The sequence below is a fragment of the Roseibium aestuarii genome (genome assembly GCF_008477545.1).
Lineage (GTDB): Bacteria > Pseudomonadota > Alphaproteobacteria > Rhizobiales > Stappiaceae > Roseibium > Roseibium aestuarii.
In genome coordinates, this window is sequence record NZ_VORA01000001.1 from 1,326,617 (window position 1) to 1,345,225 (window position 18,609).

Here is an 18,609-nt window from a genome sequence, read left to right on the forward strand (position 1 = left end):
CCGCGATATCCAGTTTGAACTGCGGGCCGGTTCCGGCCCCCTTGCAAGAAAAAGGGTGTCCGCATGGACAAGACCACACCCATTCTCTCCGAAGAGCGCCTGAGCAATCTGCGCCGTCTGGAGGCTGAGAGCATCCACATCATCCGTGAGGTTGCGGCGGAATTCCGCAACCCGGTGATGCTCTATTCCATCGGCAAGGACTCGTCGGTGATGCTTCATCTGGCGATGAAGGCCTTCTATCCCTCGAAGCCGCCGTTCCCGCTGCTCCATGTGGACACGACCTGGAAGTTCCGGGACATGATCACCTTCCGCGACGAGACCGCCCGCCGGCTCGGGCTGGATCTGATCGTCCACACCAATCCGGAAGGCATCGAGCGCGGCATCTCGCCCTTCGATCACGGCTCGTCCGTTCACACCCACATCATGAAGACCGAGGCGCTGAAGCAGGCGCTGACCAAATACGGCTTCGACGCGGCCTTCGGCGGCGCGCGCCGCGACGAGGAAAAGAGCCGGGCCAAGGAGCGGGTCTTCTCCTTCCGCAATTCCAGTCACGGCTGGGATCCGAAGAACCAGCGCCCCGAGCTCTGGAACCTCTACAATGCCCGCGTGGCCAAGGGCGAGAGCATCCGGGCCTTCCCGCTCTCCAACTGGACCGAGCTGGACATCTGGCAGTACATCCTCACCGAGGACATTCCCATGGTGCCGCTCTATTTCGCCGCCCCCCGGCCGGTGGTGGAGCGCGACGGCATGCTGATCATGGTCGATGACGACCGCATGAAGCTGCTGCCCGGCGAGAGCATCGAGGAACGCACCGTGCGCTTCCGCACCCTGGGCTGCTACCCGCTCACCGGGGCCATCGAATCCGACGCCGACACCCTGCCGAAGATCGTGCGCGAGATGCTCATTGCCCGCACCTCGGAACGCTCCGGCCGCCTCATCGATCACGACGACAGCGCCTCCATGGAAAAGAAGAAGCGCGAGGGATACTTCTGATGTCCATCACCGATGCCATCACCGCCAGCGCGGAATCCGTCACCGAATACATCCTGGCCCAGGAAGAGAAGGATCAGCTCCGCTTCCTGACCTGCGGCTCCGTGGATGACGGCAAGTCCACCCTGATCGGGCGCCTGCTCTATGACACCAAGCTGATCTTCGAGGATCAGCTCGCCGCGCTGGAAAAGGATTCCCGCCGCCACGGCACCGTGGGCGAGGAAATCGATCTGGCCCTTCTGGTCGACGGTCTGGAGGCCGAACGCGAGCAGGGCATCACCATCGACGTGGCCTATCGCTTCTTCTCCACCGACAAGCGCAAGTTCATCGTCGCCGATACGCCCGGTCACGAGCAATACACCCGCAACATGGCGACCGGCGCCTCCACCGCCGATCTGGCCGTGCTTCTGGTCGATGCCCGCAACGGCCTGATGGTCCAGACCCGCCGTCACGCCTTCATCGCCTCGCTGCTGGGCATCCGGCACGTGGTTCTGGCGATCAACAAGATCGACCTGGTGGACTATTCGCAAGCCCGCTTTGACGAGATCCGTGCCGAGTTCGAGGCCTTTGCCAGCGGCTTCGACTTCGAGACCCTGGAGGCGATCCCCATGTCGGCTCGCTACGGCGACAATGTCACCGTCCGCAGCGACAAGATGGGCTGGTACAAGGGTCCGACCCTGCTGGAGCACCTGGAAACCGTGAAGATCGGCGGCCATGAGCTGCACCAGCCGTTCCGCTTCCCCGTCCAGTGGGTCAACCGGCCGAACCTCGACTTCCGCGGCTATTCCGGCACGATTGCCGACGGCACCGTGGCGGTGGGCGACGAGCTCGTCGTCGCGGCCTCCGGCAAGACCTCCCGGGTCGAGCGGATCCTGACCCCGGTGGGTGAGGCTGCGCGCGCCGGCGCCGGCGAAGCGGTGACCATCACCCTGGAAGACGAGATCGACATTTCCCGTGGCGATCTTCTGGCATCCTCCGGTGCCCGGCCGGACGTGGCCGACCAGATGGCTGCCCATCTCATCTGGATGAATGACGCGCCGCTCTTCCCCGGCCGTCCCTATCTGCTGAAGATCGGCACCAGGACGGTCACGGCCACCGTCACCGAGATCAAGCACAAGATCAACGTGAACACCTTCGAGCATGTGGCCGGCAAGCAGCTGGATCTCAACGAGATCGCCTTCTGCAACCTGTCGCTCAGCCAGCCCGTGGCCTTCGATCCCTATGAGGCCAACCGCACCACCGGCTCCTTCATTTTGATCGACCGTCTGACCAATGCCACGGTCGGGGCGGGCATGATCTGGTTTGCCCTGCGCCGGGCCACCAACATCCACTGGCAGGCCATGCATGTGGACAAGCAGGCGCGTGCCACGGCCCTCGGCCAGCGCCCGGCCGTGCTCTGGTTCACCGGTCTCTCGGGCTCGGGCAAGTCGACCATCGCCTCCATCGTGGAGCGCAAGCTCCATCTGGAAGGGCGTCACACCTATACCCTCGACGGGGACAATGTGCGCCACGGGCTCAACCGGGATCTCGGCTTCACCGATGCCGACCGGGTGGAGAACATCCGCCGGGTGGGGGAAGTCGCGCGCCTCTTCGTCGATGCGGGCCTGATCACGCTCGTGTCCTTCATCTCGCCCTTCCGCGCCGAGCGTCAGCTCGCCCGCGACTTGATGGGCGAGGGGGACTTCATCGAGATCTTCGTCGATACGCCCATCGAGGAATGCAAGAACCGCGACCCGAAGGGGCTCTACGCCAAGGCTGAAGCCGGCGAGATCAAGAATTTCACCGGCATCGACAGCCCCTATGAGGCGCCGGAAACGCCGGAGCTGCGTCTGGTAAATGTCGGCCGCGACCCGGAAACCGTTGCCGACGAGGTGATCGAGTTCCTGCGGGCCAACAACTATCTGGTGGCCCCGGCAACCTCCATCGACGGGCAGGACATCTGATCCCCGCCCGCTCCGGAGGCTCTGACTGACATGCAAGGCCGGACCCCATGGGTCCGGCCATCTTGTTTGAGTTCGACCTTCCAGAAGTCTGGAGTCTCGGCACAAGGCCGAGACTGACGGGGAAGCGGTGTCTTCTGTGTGGTCCGGGGATCACACTGCGGTGAGGGCGCTTGCCTTGGACTGCCCAAGCTCGTATATCGAGACAAGCTACGTAATGTTATAACGCATTGTGCGCCACGTGCAGTGTCAGGGGAGAGACGGGGATGAAGACCCGGGCGCCAGCCGGAAGCCTCATCGAATTGTCGCGGGCGGGACTGTTCCGGTCCGGCCGCTGGCTCGTCCAGGGGGTCGACCTGACCGTTGCACCCGGCGAGATCGTGACCCTGATCGGCCCCAACGGATCGGGCAAGTCGACCACCGCCAAGATGGCGCTCGGCATCTGGTCCCCGACCGAAGGGACAGCCAGCCGCCGTCCGGGGCTCAAGGTCGGCTATGTGCCGCAAAAGCTGCAGGTGGACTGGACGCTGCCGCTGAAGGTCGAGCGTCTGATGCGCCTGACCCAGAAGCTCTCCTCTGCCGAGTTGCGCCAGGCGCTGGAGCGGACCGGGGCCGCCCATCTTCTTCACGCGGAAGTGCGCAACCTGTCGGGCGGCGAATTGCAGCGGGTGCTGATGGCCCGCGCCATTGCCCGCAAGCCCGACCTTCTCGTGCTCGATGAACCGGTGCAGGGGGTCGACTTCTCCGGCGAGATCGAGATCTACGAGATGATCACCCGCCTGCGCGACGAGCTGGGCTGCGGCATCCTGATGATTTCCCACGACCTGCACATGGTCATGGCCTCCACCGATCAGGTCATTTGCCTGAATGGCCACGTCTGCTGCCGGGGCACGCCGGTTGCCGTCAGCCAGAGCGCCAGTTTCCGCGAGCTCTTCGGCCGCCGGGCGGGGCTTGCCCTCTATCGCCATCAGCATGACCACGAGCACCTCCCCGATGGCCGGGTGCGTCACGCGGATGGCTCCATCGCCGAAAGCTGCGCGGGCGAGCATTGCGCCGATCACGGTCATGACCCGGCCCATGATCATCACCACGGCCACGATCATGCTCACGATCACGCACACGATCATGCTCACGATCACGCACATGATCAGGCCCCCAATCATGGCCATGATCACGCCGCAGCAACGGGCGCGGAGCGGCGCGGAGAGACGACCCATGCTTGACGACTTCTTCATCCGCGCCCTTCTGGCCGGCATTGGCATTGCTCTCGTGGCCGGCCCCTTCGGCTGTTTCATCGTCTGGCGCCGCATGGCCTATTTCGGCGACACGCTCTCCCATGCGGGTCTGCTTGGGGTGGCGCTCGCCCTGGCGCTGGAAATCAACGTGATGCTGGCGGTCTTTGCCGTCTCCGGCCTGCTGGCCGTGCTTCTCGTGCTTCTCTCCCGCCGGCCCTCCCTGTCGCGCGATGCGCTTCTGGGGCTTCTCGCCCATTCGGCGCTCGCCATCGGTCTGGTCGGCCTGTCCTTCATGGCCTGGGTGCGGGTGGATCTGCTGGCCCTTCTCTTCGGTGACATTCTCGCCGTCACCCGCATGGATCTTGCCATGATCTATGGCGGCGGCGTCGCGGTGCTCGCCGGCCTCGGCTGGATCTGGCACCGGCTCTTTGCCGCGACCGTCAGTCCGGAGCTGGCGGCTGCCGAGGGCGCCAATCCCGACCGGATGGAGCTGGTCTTCGTGCTGCTCATGGCCGCCGTCATCGCCATTGCCATGAAGATCGTCGGCGTGCTTCTGATCACGGCGCTGCTCATCATGCCGAGCGCCGGGGCGCGGCGCCTGTCCGGCGGACCGGAGCAGATGGCGCTGATTTCGAGCCTTCTGGGCTGTGCCGCCGTGATCGGGGGCTTGTATGCCTCGCGGATCTGGGACACACCTTCCGGGCCGTCGATCGTCGTCGCGGCGCTTCTCATCTTCCTGGCGAGCCTTCTGCCGGGACTTCGCATCTCCAGGGCAGACTGACCGGTCAGAAAGACACCAGACCATGCACGATCACGTTCATCGCCAGAAGCTGGATCTGACCCGCAACCAGGCGCTTGTCTTCGATGCGCTGGCGGCGGCCGATGGTCCGCTGACCGCCTATGCCATCCTCGACGCCTTGCGCGACGAGGGCATGCGCGCGCCCCTGCAGGTCTATCGGGCGCTCACAAAGCTGATGAACGTGGGTCTGGTGCATCGGCTCGAAAGTCTCAACGCCTTCGTCGTCTGTTCCCATCCCGGCTGTGCATCCCATGATACGGCGGCCTTCGCCATCTGCGAGACCTGCGGTCAGGTGGATGAGTTCGCGCCCGACACCGCCATCGGCCTGTTGCAGGACTGGGCCCGGGAGCACAGCTTCGCGCTTGCCCGCACCACGGTGGAACTGCGGGGGGAATGCCAGCGCTGCCAGAAGGCACGCTGACCGCCGCGCCAGAACCCTCTCTGGCGCCCGACGGGGTTGCGTTGCGGCAAGATGTCGTGACGATTATCCGTCTGCGTAAAGCATTGAGAAACAACACCTGAAATAGTCTTCCCGTACACCGTATTCAATCTGTGGTGGGTATTGGAAGTATTCGCAAGGCATTTGCTGGCGGCTCCTACGCAGGAGTGACGAGGGCCTTGCGAATTCTTCCCGGCGGGAGGACGACGACATGGATCAGGCGCTCGGGATCGGGATCATCGGTTGCGGCAAGGTGGCCGCCAGCTACTTCAACGCCATCCCCCGGTTCAAGGGACTTGAGATCCGCGCTTGCGCCGACCTCAACCGGGGCATGGCCGAGCGATTTGGTCAGGACCACGGGGTCCGCGCCACCACGGTCAGCGATCTGCTTCATGCTGGCGATGTGGATCTTGTGGTGAACCTCACCTCGGCCGATGCCCATTACGCCGTGGGGTGGGAGGTCCTGCGCTCGCGCAAGCATCTCTTCAGCGAGAAGCCGTTGACCCTGACCTTTGCCCAGGCCGAAGCCCTGCAGAAATTCGCTGTCGAGAACCGGCGCGGCATCGGCGTGGCGCCCAACACTTTCCTGACCCCCGCCTATCAGACAGCCCGTCTCATGCTCCAGCTTGAGCAGATCGGTCAGGTGAATTTCGCCACATGCCACGTGATGAACCGGGGGGCGGAGCTGCGTCATCACAATCCTCAGGCCCATTACCTGGCGGGGCAGGGGCCGCTGACCCATCAGGGACCCTATTGCATTTCCACCCTTGTGGCCCTTTTCGGTTCGGTGGAGACCGTATGCGCCGTGGCCTCTTCGCCCCAGTCCCGGCGTCGCGGCGTGACGACGGACGGGGCGCTGGTGGAAATGGATGTGGATTGCGACACCACGTTCCAGGCGCTGCTGTCCTTCCGCAATGGCATGCAGGTGTCGCTGGTGCTGAGCTGGGATGTCTGGGGTCCGGCGGAGTCCGGAATCCGGGTCTTTGGCACCCATGGCACGCTGGAACTGCCCGACCCCACCACCTACGAGGGGGAGGTGGTGCTAAACCGCGTCGATGAGGGGACCGGACTTGTGTCACCCACCGTCGTGCCTTCGACGCTTGCGGCACCGACGGATCTGAGAGCGGAGGATTTCTATCGCGGGCTGGCGCTGGCCGACATGGCGCGCGCACTCCGCGAAGGCGGCAGCTATCGCTGTTCCGACTATCTGGCCGTTCATGTGGTTGAGGTGCTGGAAGGCATCGAGCACGCAGCACGCGAGGGCCGTCGTGTGGTCATCGGCACTGATTGCTGCGCGCCAGATCCGATCGTCTCGGCGGAAATCGACAGACTACTGGCGTGAAGCATTCGCTCGGCCGTGAGGTTGAGCCGGGTGTCTGCGCGGGATGAGGGATGGGCCGGGTCAGATGGCCCGGCGCAGGGTGCTCTCGGCCGGTCCGATGAAGCGCACGCCCATGCGGTCCTCGGACCGCCACACAACTTCCACCGGACGGCGGGTCGCCTCATTGTCGACATAGAGCAGGAAGCTGTTCGGCACGCCGACCGTGCTGGGAAGGACCAGCAGGGCGCCGGTCTCGTTCGTGTTGCGGATGGTGCAGTTGAAGACCTGCGACAAGCCTCCGAAGACGATTCGGGCGGACTTGAGAGTGCGTCGGCGCGGGTCGGTTCGGCGTTCTTCCGTCATGTCATCGGGTCCGTTGAGTCAGCAGTTTGCACTTTGAGGTAACTCTAAGCCCTTAATCCTAAAAAAATATTGCGCGACCTCGGTTCCCGGGAAAAATACCGGAGCCTGCACTCGCAGATTGTAGGGTTGCAGGCTGAAGGCGATTGTTATGCCGCGTTACAACTTAAGAGCGCGTAACGTAGCTGAGGTTGAGATCAATGGGGCCATATCTACTTATTTTTACTACGTCACGGCGGAGGATCTTTCCGGGTAAACTTGCTGGTAAGGAGTGGCCCTTAAGTGAGTGGAATAATTGAGCCTCAGAAAGCGCTAGACAATCGGGGCCAGGGAGTGCGGCTGTGCACCGTTTATTGCGACTGAGATACGCTGCCCACGCTGGCAGCGGTTTGGTTTTCCTTGCGGGACTGGGATTCCTCCTGTTTGTTCTGAGCGTCGATATCGGCGTGCGGACGCAGGTGGAGGTCGAGAAGTTCGTAAGTCGCATTCACGAGACCAGTCGGCATCGCCTTGAGTTCCTCGATAGCCTCAGAGCGATGAGTTTCGAGGGATGCGACGAGACCGCTCTCGCAAGACTACGCGGGGGCCTTTTTGAATTTGACCTTATCAACGATGCCGTGATCTTTGCCCCGGGTACCAACGACATCCTGTGCACCGCCCTGACGGGGCGACTTTCCGAACCGATAACCCTGTCTGGACAGAAGAAAATGGCTGGAGCAGAGCCGGGCATTTTCTTTTGGATGGGGCTCACACAAGTCCCGGAGTGGGGCCGCAGCAAGAATTTCCTCTTTCGCTCCGGTGAAGTCGGGGTGTTTTTCTTCGATCAAGCCGAGAAGCAATTGGGTGACGGGTTTGAATATGCTGGCTTTCAGGTGCTGCCGAGCGGCGCCAGAAAGCTGATAAGCGGTCGGCCGGAGGTGCTTGCGAATTACCTCTCACTCGGCTGGAACCCGCTTGAGCGAGCGCTTTATGCCGTGGAATGCCTTAAGCCTAAAAATCGGGCGTGCTTTCTCATCTACCGCCACGCTTACGTGGTCGCGAGAGACGAAGTGATCATTGGTTGCGGCGGACTACTGGCCAATCTCGCCCTGACCTTTTCGGCGTTCGGGTATCTGCGTCGACATGCTAGCCGGGAAATGCAGGTATCCCACCGCATTCGCCGGGCCATCCGGGCTGGGGGCGCGGGCATCCTTTGTCACTACCAGCCGATCGTTGCAGCTCGCACGGGCCGAGTCGTCGGGTGTGAGGTGCTCGCCCGTTTTGACGATGGTCTCGGCCCGGTCTCGCCGGCGGAGTTCATTCCCGAGGTTCAGGCTCTGGGTCTGACCTGGGAGTTCACCGAGATCATCCTGCTGCGCGCCATTGAGGAATTGCGTCCGCTGACGGACGTGCGGCCACGCTTTCGCATTTCCGTGAATGTCTTCCCGGTGGACCTGACTGATGAATGCGCCCATCGGCTGGAACGCAGCCTCGCCCTGCGCATCGCAGGCGAGACAGGTCTTTGCCTGTGCCTGGAGGTTCTGGAATCGGGAGTGCAATCCTGGGACCGCATGACAAAGTTCCGGGACTTTGCCACCACGCAGGGATTCGAGATCGCCATCGACGACTTCGGCACAGGTTTCTCCAACATTGCTCAGGTGCGCCGCGCCGCCGTCGACATCCTCAAGATCGACAGGTCCTTCATCCGCGAGATCGGTCGTGACGAGAAGGCGCTACGCTCCTCGCTGATCCGTCCGGTCCTCGACATCGCCCGCTCCGTTCGGGCTCGGGTCGTGGCCGAGGGGATCGAGACAGCCGAGCAGCGTGCGATTCTCGAGGAGCTCGGGGTCGATTGCCTTCAAGGCTTCTATTTCGCTCGTCCGATGCCGATCCAGGGCTTTCTCGACCATGTCTGGATGAGCGAGCGTATGGATGGCGGAGAAGTGATCCGGCTGCAACTCACCTGAGGCCTGCGGGGAGGGAGATTCGCCTTCCGCTCCCCGTTGCCGTCCCTTCCGTCGCCTACCTGCCCGAACTCCGGGAAAAGGTGCCCGGAAAGCGCCGCAGCGTCGGCTGCGCGCGCCCTAAACCTTGTAATTCCCGCCGGTCTTTCGTAAGCACTCCAATTGGCGAGACATGTCTGCCCTCTTGCCCCGGCCGCGCCGCCTCACTCCCGCCATGAAATCGGGGGAAGAGGCCTCGGTCCGTTTCATGGCCGTGCGCGCCTGCCGCACCCGCGAAACCGGAGGGTTCAGCGCCTGTCGCCCGCGCCGCCAGACAGTTTCAGAGTTGGATTACAGGTCACGCAATGTCCGATATTTTTCGTGAAGTCGATGAAGACATCCGCCAGGAGCGCTACCGTCGGCTTTGGGACCGCTTTGGTCCCTGGGTGATCCTGCTCGCCGCCCTGATCGTCGTCGGCACCGCCGGCTATCGCGGCTGGGACTATTACCGTCAGACCCAGGCTGATGCCGCCGGCACCACCTTCCAGCAGGCCGTCGCCGCTGCCGAGGCCGGCAATCTGGACGAGGCCCGCGACCTGCTCGACAGCCTCTCCGATGCCGCTGGCGGCTATCCGGAGCTGGCCCGCATGCGCGCTGCCGGCGTGCTGGCCCAGCAGGGCTCCAGCGAGGATGCCCTGGCCGCCTTCGACGCCCTGTCCCGGGACACGTCTCTCGACAAGACCCTGCGCGATGTCGCTGCCCTGCGCGCGGCCTATATCGCCGCCGACACCGCGGACTACGCCGCCGTCGCAGACCGGGCGGAACCCCTGACGGGCGACGCCAATCCCTTCCGCGCCAGTGCCCGCGAGATCCTCGCCGTGGCCGCCTGGAAGGCCGGCGACGTGGACCGGGCCCGTGACTGGCTCGACGCCCTCAATGACGACACCGAAACGCCCACGGATGTGAGCCGCCGTGTCGCCCTGCTCAACGACCTGATCCTCGCCGCCCATGGCGAGGCGATGCCGGACAGCGCCACTGCAGGCGAAGCTGGCGAGAGCGAAACCAAGGCCCCGGAGGGCGGAAACTGATGACCGCATCTGTTCGCGCCCCGCGCAACACCCGTCGCGCGCTGGCGCCCCTGACCGCCGTTTTGCTGCTCGGCGTCTCGCTCGCCGGCTGCGGCAGCGTGTCCGAATTCACCTCCGGCATGAATCCGTGGGGCAAGGAAAAGATCCTGCCCGGCGAGCGCAAGGCCCTGTTCGAGACCGCGGACCCGGCGCTCGCGGCGACCGCGCGCCCTGCCAGCATCGGCAACGCCACCGGCGGCCAGAGCTGGACCACTGTCGGCGGCAACGCGGAAAACAATCCGGGCAATGTGGCCGTGAGCGTCTCCGGCTCCCGGGCTTGGCGCGCCAGCATCGGCTCGTCCGGCGGCGGCTTCACGTCTGATGCCCTGCGCAGCTATGCCCGTCCGGTCTCAGACGGATCGCGGGTCTTCGTTTACAAGCCCTCCGGTGAGGTCGTGGCCCTTGGCACCAACGGCGGCCGGGTCTGGAGCAAGTCTCTGCGCCCCGAGGGTGAAAAGGGTCTGGCACCCGGTGGCGGTGTCGCAGTCTCCGATGGCCGTCTCTATGTGGCGACCGCCTATCGCAAGATGGCGGCCCTGGATGCCGCCTCCGGCCAGGTCATCTGGGAAGCCGATCTGCCCACTCCGGCCCGCGGCGCACCCGCAGTCGGTCAGGGCAAGGTCTATGTGGTCAGCCAGTCCAATGAAGTCTATGCCCTGAGCCTGCAGGACGGTTCCCAGGTCTGGAGCTACACCGGCATCGAGGAAACCGCGGGCGTGCTGTCTGCGGCCGCTCCCGCCGTCTCCGGCAAGGCCGTGGTCGTGCCCTTCTCCTCCGGCGAGGTGATGGCGATCGACAGCGAAAGCGGCGAAGCGGTCTGGATCGACGGGGTGAACCGTGGTATCCGCACCTTCGCTCTCTCCGGCCTTTCCGATGTTTCGGCAAGCCCGGTGATCGCCGACGGCATTGTCTATGCCACCGGCGTCTCGGGCCGCACGATTGCCGCCTCCCTCAAGACGGGAACCCGCGAATGGGCTCAGGATCTGGGCTCCGTGCATACGCCGGTCGTTTCCGGCAACGCCCTGTTCATGGTTGATCTGGATGATCGTCTGGTCGCCCTCGACCGGAAGACCGGGGAAACCCTTTGGCTCACGGCCCTGCCGAAGCCCGAGAAGAAGAAACAGCGCCGCAACTGGGCCGGTCCGCTTCTTGCCAATGGGGCGCTCGTCGTGATGTCGAGCGATGGCCGCATTGCACAGGTGGATGCGGCGTCCGGCAAGATCATGGCGACCAATGACGTCGGAACCGATGTCTATGTGTCGCCGATTGCCGCCGGCGGGCGCATGATCGTTCTGGACGGCGATGACGCCGTCGCCGCCTTCAACTGAAGAAGGGCCCTGCCGGCAGCGGCGGGGCTGGCGGCTCTTTAGGAGTACTGTCACGTGGGCGCAAAAGTCGCCATTATCGGACGGCCGAATGTCGGCAAGTCCACCCTGTTCAATCGTCTGGTCGGCAAGCGGCTGGCGCTGGTTGACGACACGCCGGGCGTGACCCGCGACCGTCGTCCCGGCGACGCGCGCCTTGGCGACCTCAAGTTCACCATCGTCGACACCGCCGGTCTGGAGGACGCGGACAGCGCCTCTCTGGAAGGGCGCATGCGCCGTCAGACCGAAGAGGCGATCGAGGAAGCCGACGTCATCCTCTTCGTCATCGACGCCCGCGCAGGCATCACGCCGCTGGACGCCCATTTCGCCGCCCTGGCCCGCAAGACCACTACGCCGGTGATCCTGCTGGCCAACAAGGCCGAAGGCCGCGCCGGCGCTCCCGGTATCTACGAGAGCTATTCGCTGGGCCTGGGCGAGCCGATCGCCATGTCCGCCGAGCATGGCGAAGGTCTTGCCGACCTCTATGACGCCCTGAAGCCGCATGTCGATCTCGTGACCGAGCTGGAAGAGCAGGAAGCTGCCCAGTCCATCGAGGCGGTCACCGAAGTCGACGTCGAGTATGACGAAGACGGCGAGATCATCGAGGATCAGGAGCCGGCCGGCACGAAGGAACGCCCCTTGCGCGTGGCCATCGTCGGCCGCCCCAACGCCGGCAAGTCGACCCTGATCAACACGCTCCTCGGCGAGGACCGCATGCTCACGGGGCCGGAAGCCGGCATCACCCGCGACAGCATCTCCGTCGACTGGGAGTGGCGCGACCGGCACATCAAGCTCTTCGACACGGCCGGCATCCGCCGCAAGGCGCGCGTCCAGGAGAAGCTGGAAAAGCTCTCCGTCGCCGATGCCCTGCGCGCGATCAAGTTCGCCGAAGTGGTGGTCGTCACTCTCGACGCCATGATTTCCTTCGAGAAGCAGGATCTCCAGATCATCGATCTGGTGGCCCGCGAAGGCCGCGCGCTGGTGATCGCCATCAACAAGTGGGACCTGGTGGAAGACCGCGAAGTCGCCTGGCAGAAGATTCGCGACGCCAACGACCGCTACTTTAACCAGATCCGCGGCGTGCAGATCTGCACCCTCTCCGGCATTCAGGGGCAGGGGGTCAACCGCCTGTTCGAGAGCGTCTTCACCGCCTATGAGGCCTGGAACGCCCGTGTCTCCACCTCCCGCCTGAACCGCTGGCTGGAGCGCGTCACCGGCAACCATCCGCCCCCCGCGGTGGCCGGTCGCCGGGTGCGGCTGCGCTACATGACCCAGGCCAAGACCCGTCCGCCTCATTTCGTTGCCTTTGCCTCGCGTCCCGAGCAGCTGCCGGAAAGCTACACCCGCTATCTGGTGAACTCCCTGCGCGAGACCTTCGACATCCAGGGCACGCCGATCCGCTTCTCCTACCGCAAGGGCGACAACCCCTATGCGGTGAAGAAGAAGCGCAAGATTCAGTAGGACGCAGCAGCGTCCTGCAGGCATCCGGGCAGGGCCGCGCGGTCGCTGTCACCCGAGTGTCATGAAACCGACCTACACGAGAGGCCCCATCCGGGGCCTTTCGCCCATCTCGCCCTCACTTTCGGAGCAAGCTCGCCATGTCCGACCGGTTGGAATTCGCCAAATCCCTCGCGCAGAAGGCAGGTGATCTGGGCCTGACCTATTTCCGCCGGCTGGAAGAGCTAACCATCTCCGCCAAGGGCCATCAGGATCTTGTCTCCGAAGCTGACAGGGATGTGGAGACGCTCGTGCGGGATGAACTCGCGCGCGCCTATCCCGAAGACGGCATTCTGGGCGAGGAACACGGCCGCATCCACGGCACCTCCGGCTACACCTGGGTCATCGACCCCATCGACGGCACGGCGAATTTCGTCACCGCCATTCCCCAGTGGTGCGTGGTGCTCTCCTGCGTCCATCAGGGTCAGGTGGTCATCGGCGTGACCTTCGACCCGGTCGCCCGCGAACTCTTCTGGGCCGAGCGCGGCGCGGGCGCCTTTGTCAACGGCATGCCGATGAAGCCCTCTGCCAGCCAGAGCCTCGCCAACGGCTCCCTCGGCGTCGGCTTCAACGGCCGCTCCCGCAAGGAAGATGCGGTCAATGCGGTCCAGCTGCTGATCGACGAGGGCGGGGTCTTCTTCCGCAATGCGTCGGGCGGGCTCATGCTGGCCTATGCCGCCTCCGGCCGGCTTATCGGCTATGTCGAGGCCCACATGAACGCCTGGGACTGCCTGGCGGGCATGCTGATGGCCGAGGAAGCCGGTGTCCGCGTCGCGCCTTATGACGCCGACGCCGCCCTCGACAAGGGCACCCGCGTGGTCGTCGCAAGCCCCGGCGTCTTCGATGCGGTCGTGACCCTGGCCGAGAAGGCCTACGCCTGAGGCAGGCCGAAAGGCCCGCTCGAGAGGCGCCTGAGCCGTCCTTCGCCCTGAGCCGTCCTTCGCTCAGAACGGCCTCCGTCTCTGAACCTCCACCGTCATCCTCGGCTTTGTGCCGAGGATCCAGCCCTTGTGCAGGAAGACTGGATGCTCGGGACAGGCCCGGGCAGGACGAAGGCGTGGGGCAGCGGAAGTGCTGCTTGGACACAAAAAACGCCGCACACTGGCCGCGTTCTCTTTTGGTATGTCCCGGCTGCGTCAGACGGTCTCGAAGCGGCCGCTTTCACGGCGGTAGCACAGGCCCGTCTCGCTCAGACCCGGGCCGAGAAGCCGCAGCACGTCGTCGACCACTTCATGGGGCTGGGTGATGCCCTGGCCCTTTTCGCCCGGCATGGCCTTGGCGCGCAGGCCCGTGTGCACCGGGCCCGGATCATAGAGATTGACCCTGAGCGCGGCCTTGTCCAGCTCGTGCGCATAGGTGACGACAAGCGCGTTCAGCGCGGCCTTGGAGGTCGCCTGAAGGCCCCAGAAGGGCACCCGGTCGCTCGCCTGGGACGAGGTCATGAAGACGGCGCGTCCGGCCTCCGACTGGCGCAGCAGCGGGTCCAGCGAGCGGATCAGCCGGTAGTTGGCGGTCACGTTGGTGGCCAGCACCTTCTCGAAGTCCTTCGGCTTGATGTGCCCGATGGGCGACAGGGTGCCGAGAATGCCCGCATTGCCCACCAGCATGTCCAGCTTGCCGAACCGCTCGTAGATCGCCGCGCCCAGCCGGTCGAGCGCGTCATAGTCGGTGATGTCCACCGGAACCAGGGTGGCACTGCCTCCGGCGGCGCGGATCTCGTCGTCGAGATCCTCCAGGCCGCCGACGGTCTTGGCCAGGGCGAAGACATGGGCCCCGCGGGCGCCGAGCGCCTTGGCCACCTGATAGCCGATGCCCCGGGAGGCTCCCGTCACCACCGCCACTTTGCCGGTGAAGTCACCGGAGAGATTTGCCGTCTCGCTCATGGGTGTCCCGTCAGCTCGCTTCCACCAGACGCGGTGCCTTCACCAGATCCTTGTCCCCGTGCAGGTCGGTCAGCGGGGTCGGATAGTCGCCGGTGAAGCAATGGTCGGTGAACTGCGGGTTCTCGTTGTCCCGGCCCTCATAGCCCATGGACTTGTAGATCCCGTCCACGGAGAGGAAGGCGAGGCTGTCGGCGCCGATGTAGTTGCACATCTCCTTGAGATTGTACTTGGCGGCGAGCAGCTTCTCGCGCACGGGCGTGTCGATGCCGTAATAGTCGGAATAGCGGATCGGCGGAGAGGCGAGGCGGAAGTGCACTTCCGCTGCGCCGGCCTCGCGGATCATCTGGACGATCTTCACCGAGGTGGTGCCGCGCACCAGGCTGTCATCGATAAGGATAACGCGCTTGCCCTGGATGATGGGCTTGTTGGCGGAATGCTTCATCTTGACGCCCTGGTTGCGGATCTGCTGCGTCGGTTCGATGAAGGTCCGGCCCACATAGTGGTTGCGGATGATGCCGAGTTCGAAGGGGATGCCGCTTTCCTGGGAATAGCCGATGGCCGCCGGAACGCCACTGTCGGGCACGGGCACGATCACGTCCGCCTCGACGCTGGATTCGCGCGCCAGCTGACGGCCCATCTCGCGGCGCACGTCATAGACGGAGCGGCCGCCGACGATGCTGTCGGGGCGGGAGAAGTAGATATATTCGAAGATGCAGGGCCGGGCCGGGCGCTTCCCGAAGGGGAAGTAACTCTCGATGCCGGTCGGCGTGCAGACGATCACCTCGCCGTTCTCCACTTCACGGATGAAGGTGGCGCCGATGATGTCGAGGGCACAGGTTTCAGATGCCAGGATCGGGGCGCCGTTCAGGTCGCCGAGGACCAGCGGCCGGATGCCGAGCGGGTCGCGCGCGCCGATCAGCTTCTTCGGCGTCAGGGCGACGAGCGCATAGGCGCCTTCCATCTGCTGGATGGCTTCCATGAAGCGATTGACGATCTTCTTTTCGCGCGAGCGGGCGATGAGCTGAAGAACGACTTCCGAATCCGAGGTGGACTGACAGATCGCGCCGTCGCGGATCAGCTGCTGGCGCAGGGTCAGGCCATTGGTGAAGTTGCCGTTATGGCAGATGGCGATGCCGCCGCCTTCCAGCTCGGCAAACAGCGGCTGCACGTTGCGCAAGGCCGGTTCGCCGGTGGTGGAGTAGCGCACGTGGCCGATGGCGGAGTTGCCGGTCAGGCGCGCCATGGTCGAGGCGTCGGAGAAATGGTCACCCACCAGACCCAGGTGGCGCTCGGAGCGGAACTGGTCGCCGTCGAGGGTGACGATGCCGGCCGCTTCCTGACCGCGATGCTGTAGGGCGTGGAGGCCGAGCGCCGTCAGGGCGCTGGCATCCTCGTGGCCCAGAATGCCGAAGACGCCGCATTCCTCGCGCAGCGTGTCGCCGTGGATGTCGAACGGATCGTCAAGAATGGTCTCGCCGCGCATGGCGAAGCTCCTTCATATGCGCCGCCGGGGAGTGCGGCAGGTCTTCAGGGTCTGGTGTCGCGTCGGGCCGCCAGGCAACGCCTGGGGGGCGCACACGCGAAAAAGGCCGGCAAGGGCCGGCCAGATCTCTCAGTTGTTGTTGCCGGTCAGCTGGTTCAGGCCCTGGCGCTGGGACGCGCTGTAGCCCGTGTCGGCAGTGCCCGGAACGGAGCCGGTGGTCTGGCTGTTTTCGGCCTTCAGCCTGTCGAGAATGGCCTGCTCGGGATCCTCGGGCAGGAAGGCGATGAGCCGCTCGCCCACCGAGAGCAGAACCGGACGGGACTTGGCCTGCAACACCCAGCCCGGCTGCTGGTCCGGATGAACGAACCAGTTGAAGAACATCATCGCCACCACGACGAGCAGCAACCCGCGACCGGCCCCGAACACGAAGCCCAGGGTGCGGTCCAGCGCGCCGATGCGGCTGTCGAGGACGAAGTCGGAGATGCGCATGGTGATGTAGCTGACGATCAGCAGGGTCAGGATGAAGACCCCGGCCACCGAGACGCCAAGCGCCACATGGGCATTGGCGATATATTGCTGCGCATAGGGCAGAACGTCGCCATAGAGGAAGAAGGCGGCGGCTGCCGCCGCGATCCACGAGGCAATGGAGAGGACTTCCCGAACGAAACCGCGGATCATCGCCAGAACGGCCGAAACCAGCATGATGACGATGAGAATTCCGTCGAGCAGCGTAATCGGCATGTGTCTTCCCGGTCCCTTGTCCTCGATGCCGCAGGGCGCCCTCGGGGGCTGCTCCACGGCAGGTGCCTGGTCAGTCTGTCGCGTCAGCAACCCTTATGCGGTATTTCACCCCTTACGGCCGCCGTGCGCCGAAATTTTGGCGATGAAATCCCCAAGTTCCTCAAGGCCCTGCGCGGTCATGCCGGTGGGAGCCTTGTCCTTCAGGTTGCCTTGCGGGCAATAGGCCTTGTCGAAGCCCAGTTTTTCCGCCTCCTTGAGGCGGGACTGCGCCTGGGCGACAGGCCGGATGGCCCCTGACAGGCTGACCTCGCCGAAATAGACGCAATTGGCCGGAAGGGCAAGCCCGCTGAGGGAGGAGACGAGGGCTGCCGCGACCGCAAGGTCGGCGCCCGGCTCGTTGATGCGCAGGCCGCCGGCCACATTCAGATAGACGTCATGCTGGGAGAAGCGCACGCCGCAACGGGCTTCCAGCACGGCGAGGATCATGGAAAGGCGTGCCGAATCCCAGCCGATCACTGCCCGGCGCGGGGTGCCGAGCGGCGAGGGGGCGACGAGCGCCTGGATCTCGATGAGGAGCGGGCGGGAGCCCTCCAGACCTGCGAAGACCGCAGCGCCCGGTGCATTGCCGTTGCGCTCGCCCAGGAACAGCGCGGACGGGTTGGCCACTTCGCGCAAGCCCGCGCCGGTCATCTCGAAGACGCCGATCTCGTCCGTCGCGCCGAAGCGGTTCTTCACCGACCGCAGGATGCGGTACTGATGCGCCCCGTCCCCTTCGAAATAGAGCACGGCATCGACCATGTGCTCCACCACGCGCGGGCCGGCGATCTGGCCGTCCTTGGTCACGTGACCGACGAGCACCAGCGTCGTGCCGTTCTTCTTGGCATAGCGCACCATCGCCTGGGCGGAGGCCCGCACCTGGGTCACCGTGCCCGGAGGGCTGTCGACCTGATCGGTCCACAGCGTCTGGATGGAATCGAGGATGAGAAGGGCAGGCGGCGTGTCGGCCTGAAGCGTGGCGAGAATGTCTTCCACGCTGGTTTCCGCCGCCAGCGCCACCGGCGCCTTGGCCAGACCCAGCCGTTCGGCGCGCAGGCGCACCTGGCCGATGGCCTCTTCACCGGAGATGTAGATCGTCTTGTGGCCGAGGCTGGCGAGGGCGGCCGCCGCCTGGATCAGCAGGGTCGACTTGCCGATGCCCGGATCCCCGCCCACCAGCAGGGCCGAGCCGCGCACGAACCCGCCCCCGGTGACCCGGTCGAGTTCGGCAACCCGGGACTGGATGCGCAAGGGTTCCTTGGCATCGCCCTCCAGGCCGACCAGTTCGACGATCCGGCCCTTGGTGGGCTTGCCCCGGGCCGGGCCGCCGCCGACCCCGCCGCCGGTCTGTTCCTCCACGATGGTGTTCCACTCGCCGCAACTGTCGCAGCGCCCCGCCCAGCGGGAACTCACCGCGCCGCAGGACTGGCAGACGAAACTGGTGGAACGCTTGGCCATCGGGTCTCCGTTGC

Annotated in this window: 16 protein-coding genes; 11 read left to right on the forward strand and 5 right to left on the reverse strand. The window is 64.9% G+C overall.

Features of this window, described 5'->3' with window-relative positions:
* The first annotated feature begins 63 nt into the window (after positions 1–63).
* From cysD to FR728_RS05700, 6 genes are all read left to right on the forward strand, one after another.
* Entirely contained in the window at positions 64–993 is a 930-nt protein-coding gene (gene cysD, locus FR728_RS05675) for a sulfate adenylyltransferase subunit CysD (protein WP_149891624.1), read from the forward strand.
* Positions 993–2,933 carry a sulfate adenylyltransferase subunit CysN gene (cysN, locus tag FR728_RS05680; protein ID WP_149891625.1) on the forward strand — a complete coding sequence of 647 codons (1,941 nt, stop codon included), beginning with the start codon at positions 993–995 and terminating at the stop codon, positions 2,931–2,933. Before cysD ends, cysN begins: the two co-directional genes overlap by 1 nt.
* A gap of 263 nt (positions 2,934–3,196) precedes the next feature.
* Positions 3,197–4,153 (forward strand): ATP-binding cassette domain-containing protein, encoded by a 957-nt coding sequence (locus FR728_RS05685; protein WP_149891626.1) that lies wholly within the window; start codon positions 3,197–3,199, stop codon positions 4,151–4,153.
* Positions 4,146–4,946: a metal ABC transporter permease gene (locus tag FR728_RS05690; RefSeq protein ID WP_149891627.1), complete on the forward strand. Its 801-nt coding sequence runs from the start codon at positions 4,146–4,148 to the stop codon at positions 4,944–4,946. The genes FR728_RS05685 and FR728_RS05690 overlap by 8 nt, the downstream gene beginning before the upstream one ends.
* Before the next feature lie 22 nt (positions 4,947–4,968).
* Positions 4,969–5,385, forward strand: a complete 417-nt coding sequence (locus FR728_RS05695; RefSeq protein ID WP_149891628.1) for a Fur family transcriptional regulator — start codon at positions 4,969–4,971, stop codon at positions 5,383–5,385.
* Positions 5,386–5,614: 229 nt separating this feature from the next.
* Positions 5,615–6,745, forward strand: coding sequence for a Gfo/Idh/MocA family protein (locus FR728_RS05700; RefSeq protein WP_149891629.1), 1,131 nt, complete (start codon positions 5,615–5,617; stop codon positions 6,743–6,745).
* A 60-nt stretch (positions 6,746–6,805) separates the two neighbouring features.
* Here FR728_RS05700 and FR728_RS05705 read toward each other — a convergent pair whose 3' ends face one another.
* Positions 6,806–7,087: a PilZ domain-containing protein gene (locus FR728_RS05705; protein ID WP_149891630.1), complete on the reverse strand. Its 282-nt coding sequence runs from the start codon at positions 7,085–7,087 to the stop codon at positions 6,806–6,808.
* Positions 7,088–7,425: 338 nt separating this feature from the next.
* Between FR728_RS05705 and FR728_RS05710 the strand changes: the two genes are divergently transcribed.
* The 5 genes from FR728_RS05710 to FR728_RS05730 all read left to right on the forward strand — a co-directional run bounded on the left by FR728_RS05710 (position 7,426) and on the right by FR728_RS05730 (position 13,875).
* On the forward strand, positions 7,426–9,030 hold the full coding sequence (locus FR728_RS05710) for an EAL domain-containing protein (protein ID WP_149891631.1): 1,605 nt from the start codon (positions 7,426–7,428) through the stop codon (positions 9,028–9,030).
* Positions 9,031–9,371: 341 nt separating this feature from the next.
* A complete protein-coding gene (locus FR728_RS05715; RefSeq protein ID WP_149891632.1) occupies positions 9,372–10,094 on the forward strand; it encodes a tetratricopeptide repeat protein in 723 nt (240 codons plus the stop codon).
* Positions 10,094–11,461: an outer membrane protein assembly factor BamB family protein gene (locus FR728_RS05720; protein ID WP_149891633.1), complete on the forward strand. Its 1,368-nt coding sequence runs from the start codon at positions 10,094–10,096 to the stop codon at positions 11,459–11,461. The genes FR728_RS05715 and FR728_RS05720 overlap by 1 nt, the downstream gene beginning before the upstream one ends.
* 54 nt (positions 11,462–11,515) lie before the next feature.
* The gene (gene der, locus FR728_RS05725) at positions 11,516–12,958 is read left to right on the forward strand and encodes a ribosome biogenesis GTPase Der (protein ID WP_149891634.1); all 1,443 of its coding nucleotides are present in this window, start codon (positions 11,516–11,518) and stop codon (positions 12,956–12,958) included.
* A 137-nt stretch (positions 12,959–13,095) separates the two neighbouring features.
* Positions 13,096–13,875: an inositol monophosphatase family protein gene (locus FR728_RS05730; protein WP_149891635.1), complete on the forward strand. Its 780-nt coding sequence runs from the start codon at positions 13,096–13,098 to the stop codon at positions 13,873–13,875.
* A gap of 255 nt (positions 13,876–14,130) precedes the next feature.
* Here FR728_RS05730 and FR728_RS05735 read toward each other — a convergent pair whose 3' ends face one another.
* The 4 genes from FR728_RS05735 to radA all read right to left on the reverse strand — a co-directional run bounded on the left by FR728_RS05735 (position 14,131) and on the right by radA (position 18,595).
* The gene (locus FR728_RS05735) at positions 14,131–14,877 is read right to left on the reverse strand and encodes an SDR family NAD(P)-dependent oxidoreductase (protein WP_149891636.1); all 747 of its coding nucleotides are present in this window, start codon (positions 14,875–14,877) and stop codon (positions 14,131–14,133) included.
* A 10-nt stretch (positions 14,878–14,887) separates the two neighbouring features.
* Positions 14,888–16,360, reverse strand: coding sequence for an amidophosphoribosyltransferase (gene purF / locus FR728_RS05740; protein ID WP_149891637.1), 1,473 nt, complete (start codon positions 16,358–16,360; stop codon positions 14,888–14,890).
* A 129-nt stretch (positions 16,361–16,489) separates the two neighbouring features.
* Complete coding sequence (locus FR728_RS05745; RefSeq protein WP_149891638.1) at positions 16,490–17,101, reverse strand: CvpA family protein; 612 nt, start codon at positions 17,099–17,101, stop codon at positions 16,490–16,492.
* A gap of 105 nt (positions 17,102–17,206) precedes the next feature.
* On the reverse strand, positions 17,207–18,595 hold the full coding sequence (radA, locus tag FR728_RS05750; protein WP_149891639.1) for a DNA repair protein RadA: 1,389 nt from the start codon (positions 18,593–18,595) through the stop codon (positions 17,207–17,209).
* Positions 18,596–18,609 lie beyond the last annotated feature (14 nt).

Coding starts and splice junctions, on each gene's coding strand:
- FR728_RS05700 (WP_149891629.1), top strand. CDS start 5,615: ATGGATCAGGCGCTCGGGATCGGGATCATCGGTTGCGGCAAGGTGGCC.
- FR728_RS05685 (WP_149891626.1), top strand. CDS start 3,197: ATGAAGACCCGGGCGCCAGCCGGAAGCCTCATCGAATTGTCGCGGGCG.
- FR728_RS05735 (WP_149891636.1), bottom strand. CDS start 14,877: ATGAGCGAGACGGCAAATCTCTCCGGTGACTTCACCGGCAAAGTGGCG.
- FR728_RS05730 (WP_149891635.1), top strand. CDS start 13,096: ATGTCCGACCGGTTGGAATTCGCCAAATCCCTCGCGCAGAAGGCAGGT.
- cysD (WP_149891624.1), top strand. CDS start 64: ATGGACAAGACCACACCCATTCTCTCCGAAGAGCGCCTGAGCAATCTG.
- radA (WP_149891639.1), bottom strand. CDS start 18,595: ATGGCCAAGCGTTCCACCAGTTTCGTCTGCCAGTCCTGCGGCGCGGTG.
- cysN (WP_149891625.1), top strand. CDS start 993: ATGTCCATCACCGATGCCATCACCGCCAGCGCGGAATCCGTCACCGAA.
- FR728_RS05705 (WP_149891630.1), bottom strand. CDS start 7,087: ATGACGGAAGAACGCCGAACCGACCCGCGCCGACGCACTCTCAAGTCC.
- FR728_RS05745 (WP_149891638.1), bottom strand. CDS start 17,101: ATGCCGATTACGCTGCTCGACGGAATTCTCATCGTCATCATGCTGGTT.
- FR728_RS05690 (WP_149891627.1), top strand. CDS start 4,146: ATGCTTGACGACTTCTTCATCCGCGCCCTTCTGGCCGGCATTGGCATT.
- FR728_RS05715 (WP_149891632.1), top strand. CDS start 9,372: ATGTCCGATATTTTTCGTGAAGTCGATGAAGACATCCGCCAGGAGCGC.
- FR728_RS05695 (WP_149891628.1), top strand. CDS start 4,969: ATGCACGATCACGTTCATCGCCAGAAGCTGGATCTGACCCGCAACCAG.
- purF (WP_149891637.1), bottom strand. CDS start 16,360: ATGCGCGGCGAGACCATTCTTGACGATCCGTTCGACATCCACGGCGAC.
- FR728_RS05720 (WP_149891633.1), top strand. CDS start 10,094: ATGACCGCATCTGTTCGCGCCCCGCGCAACACCCGTCGCGCGCTGGCG.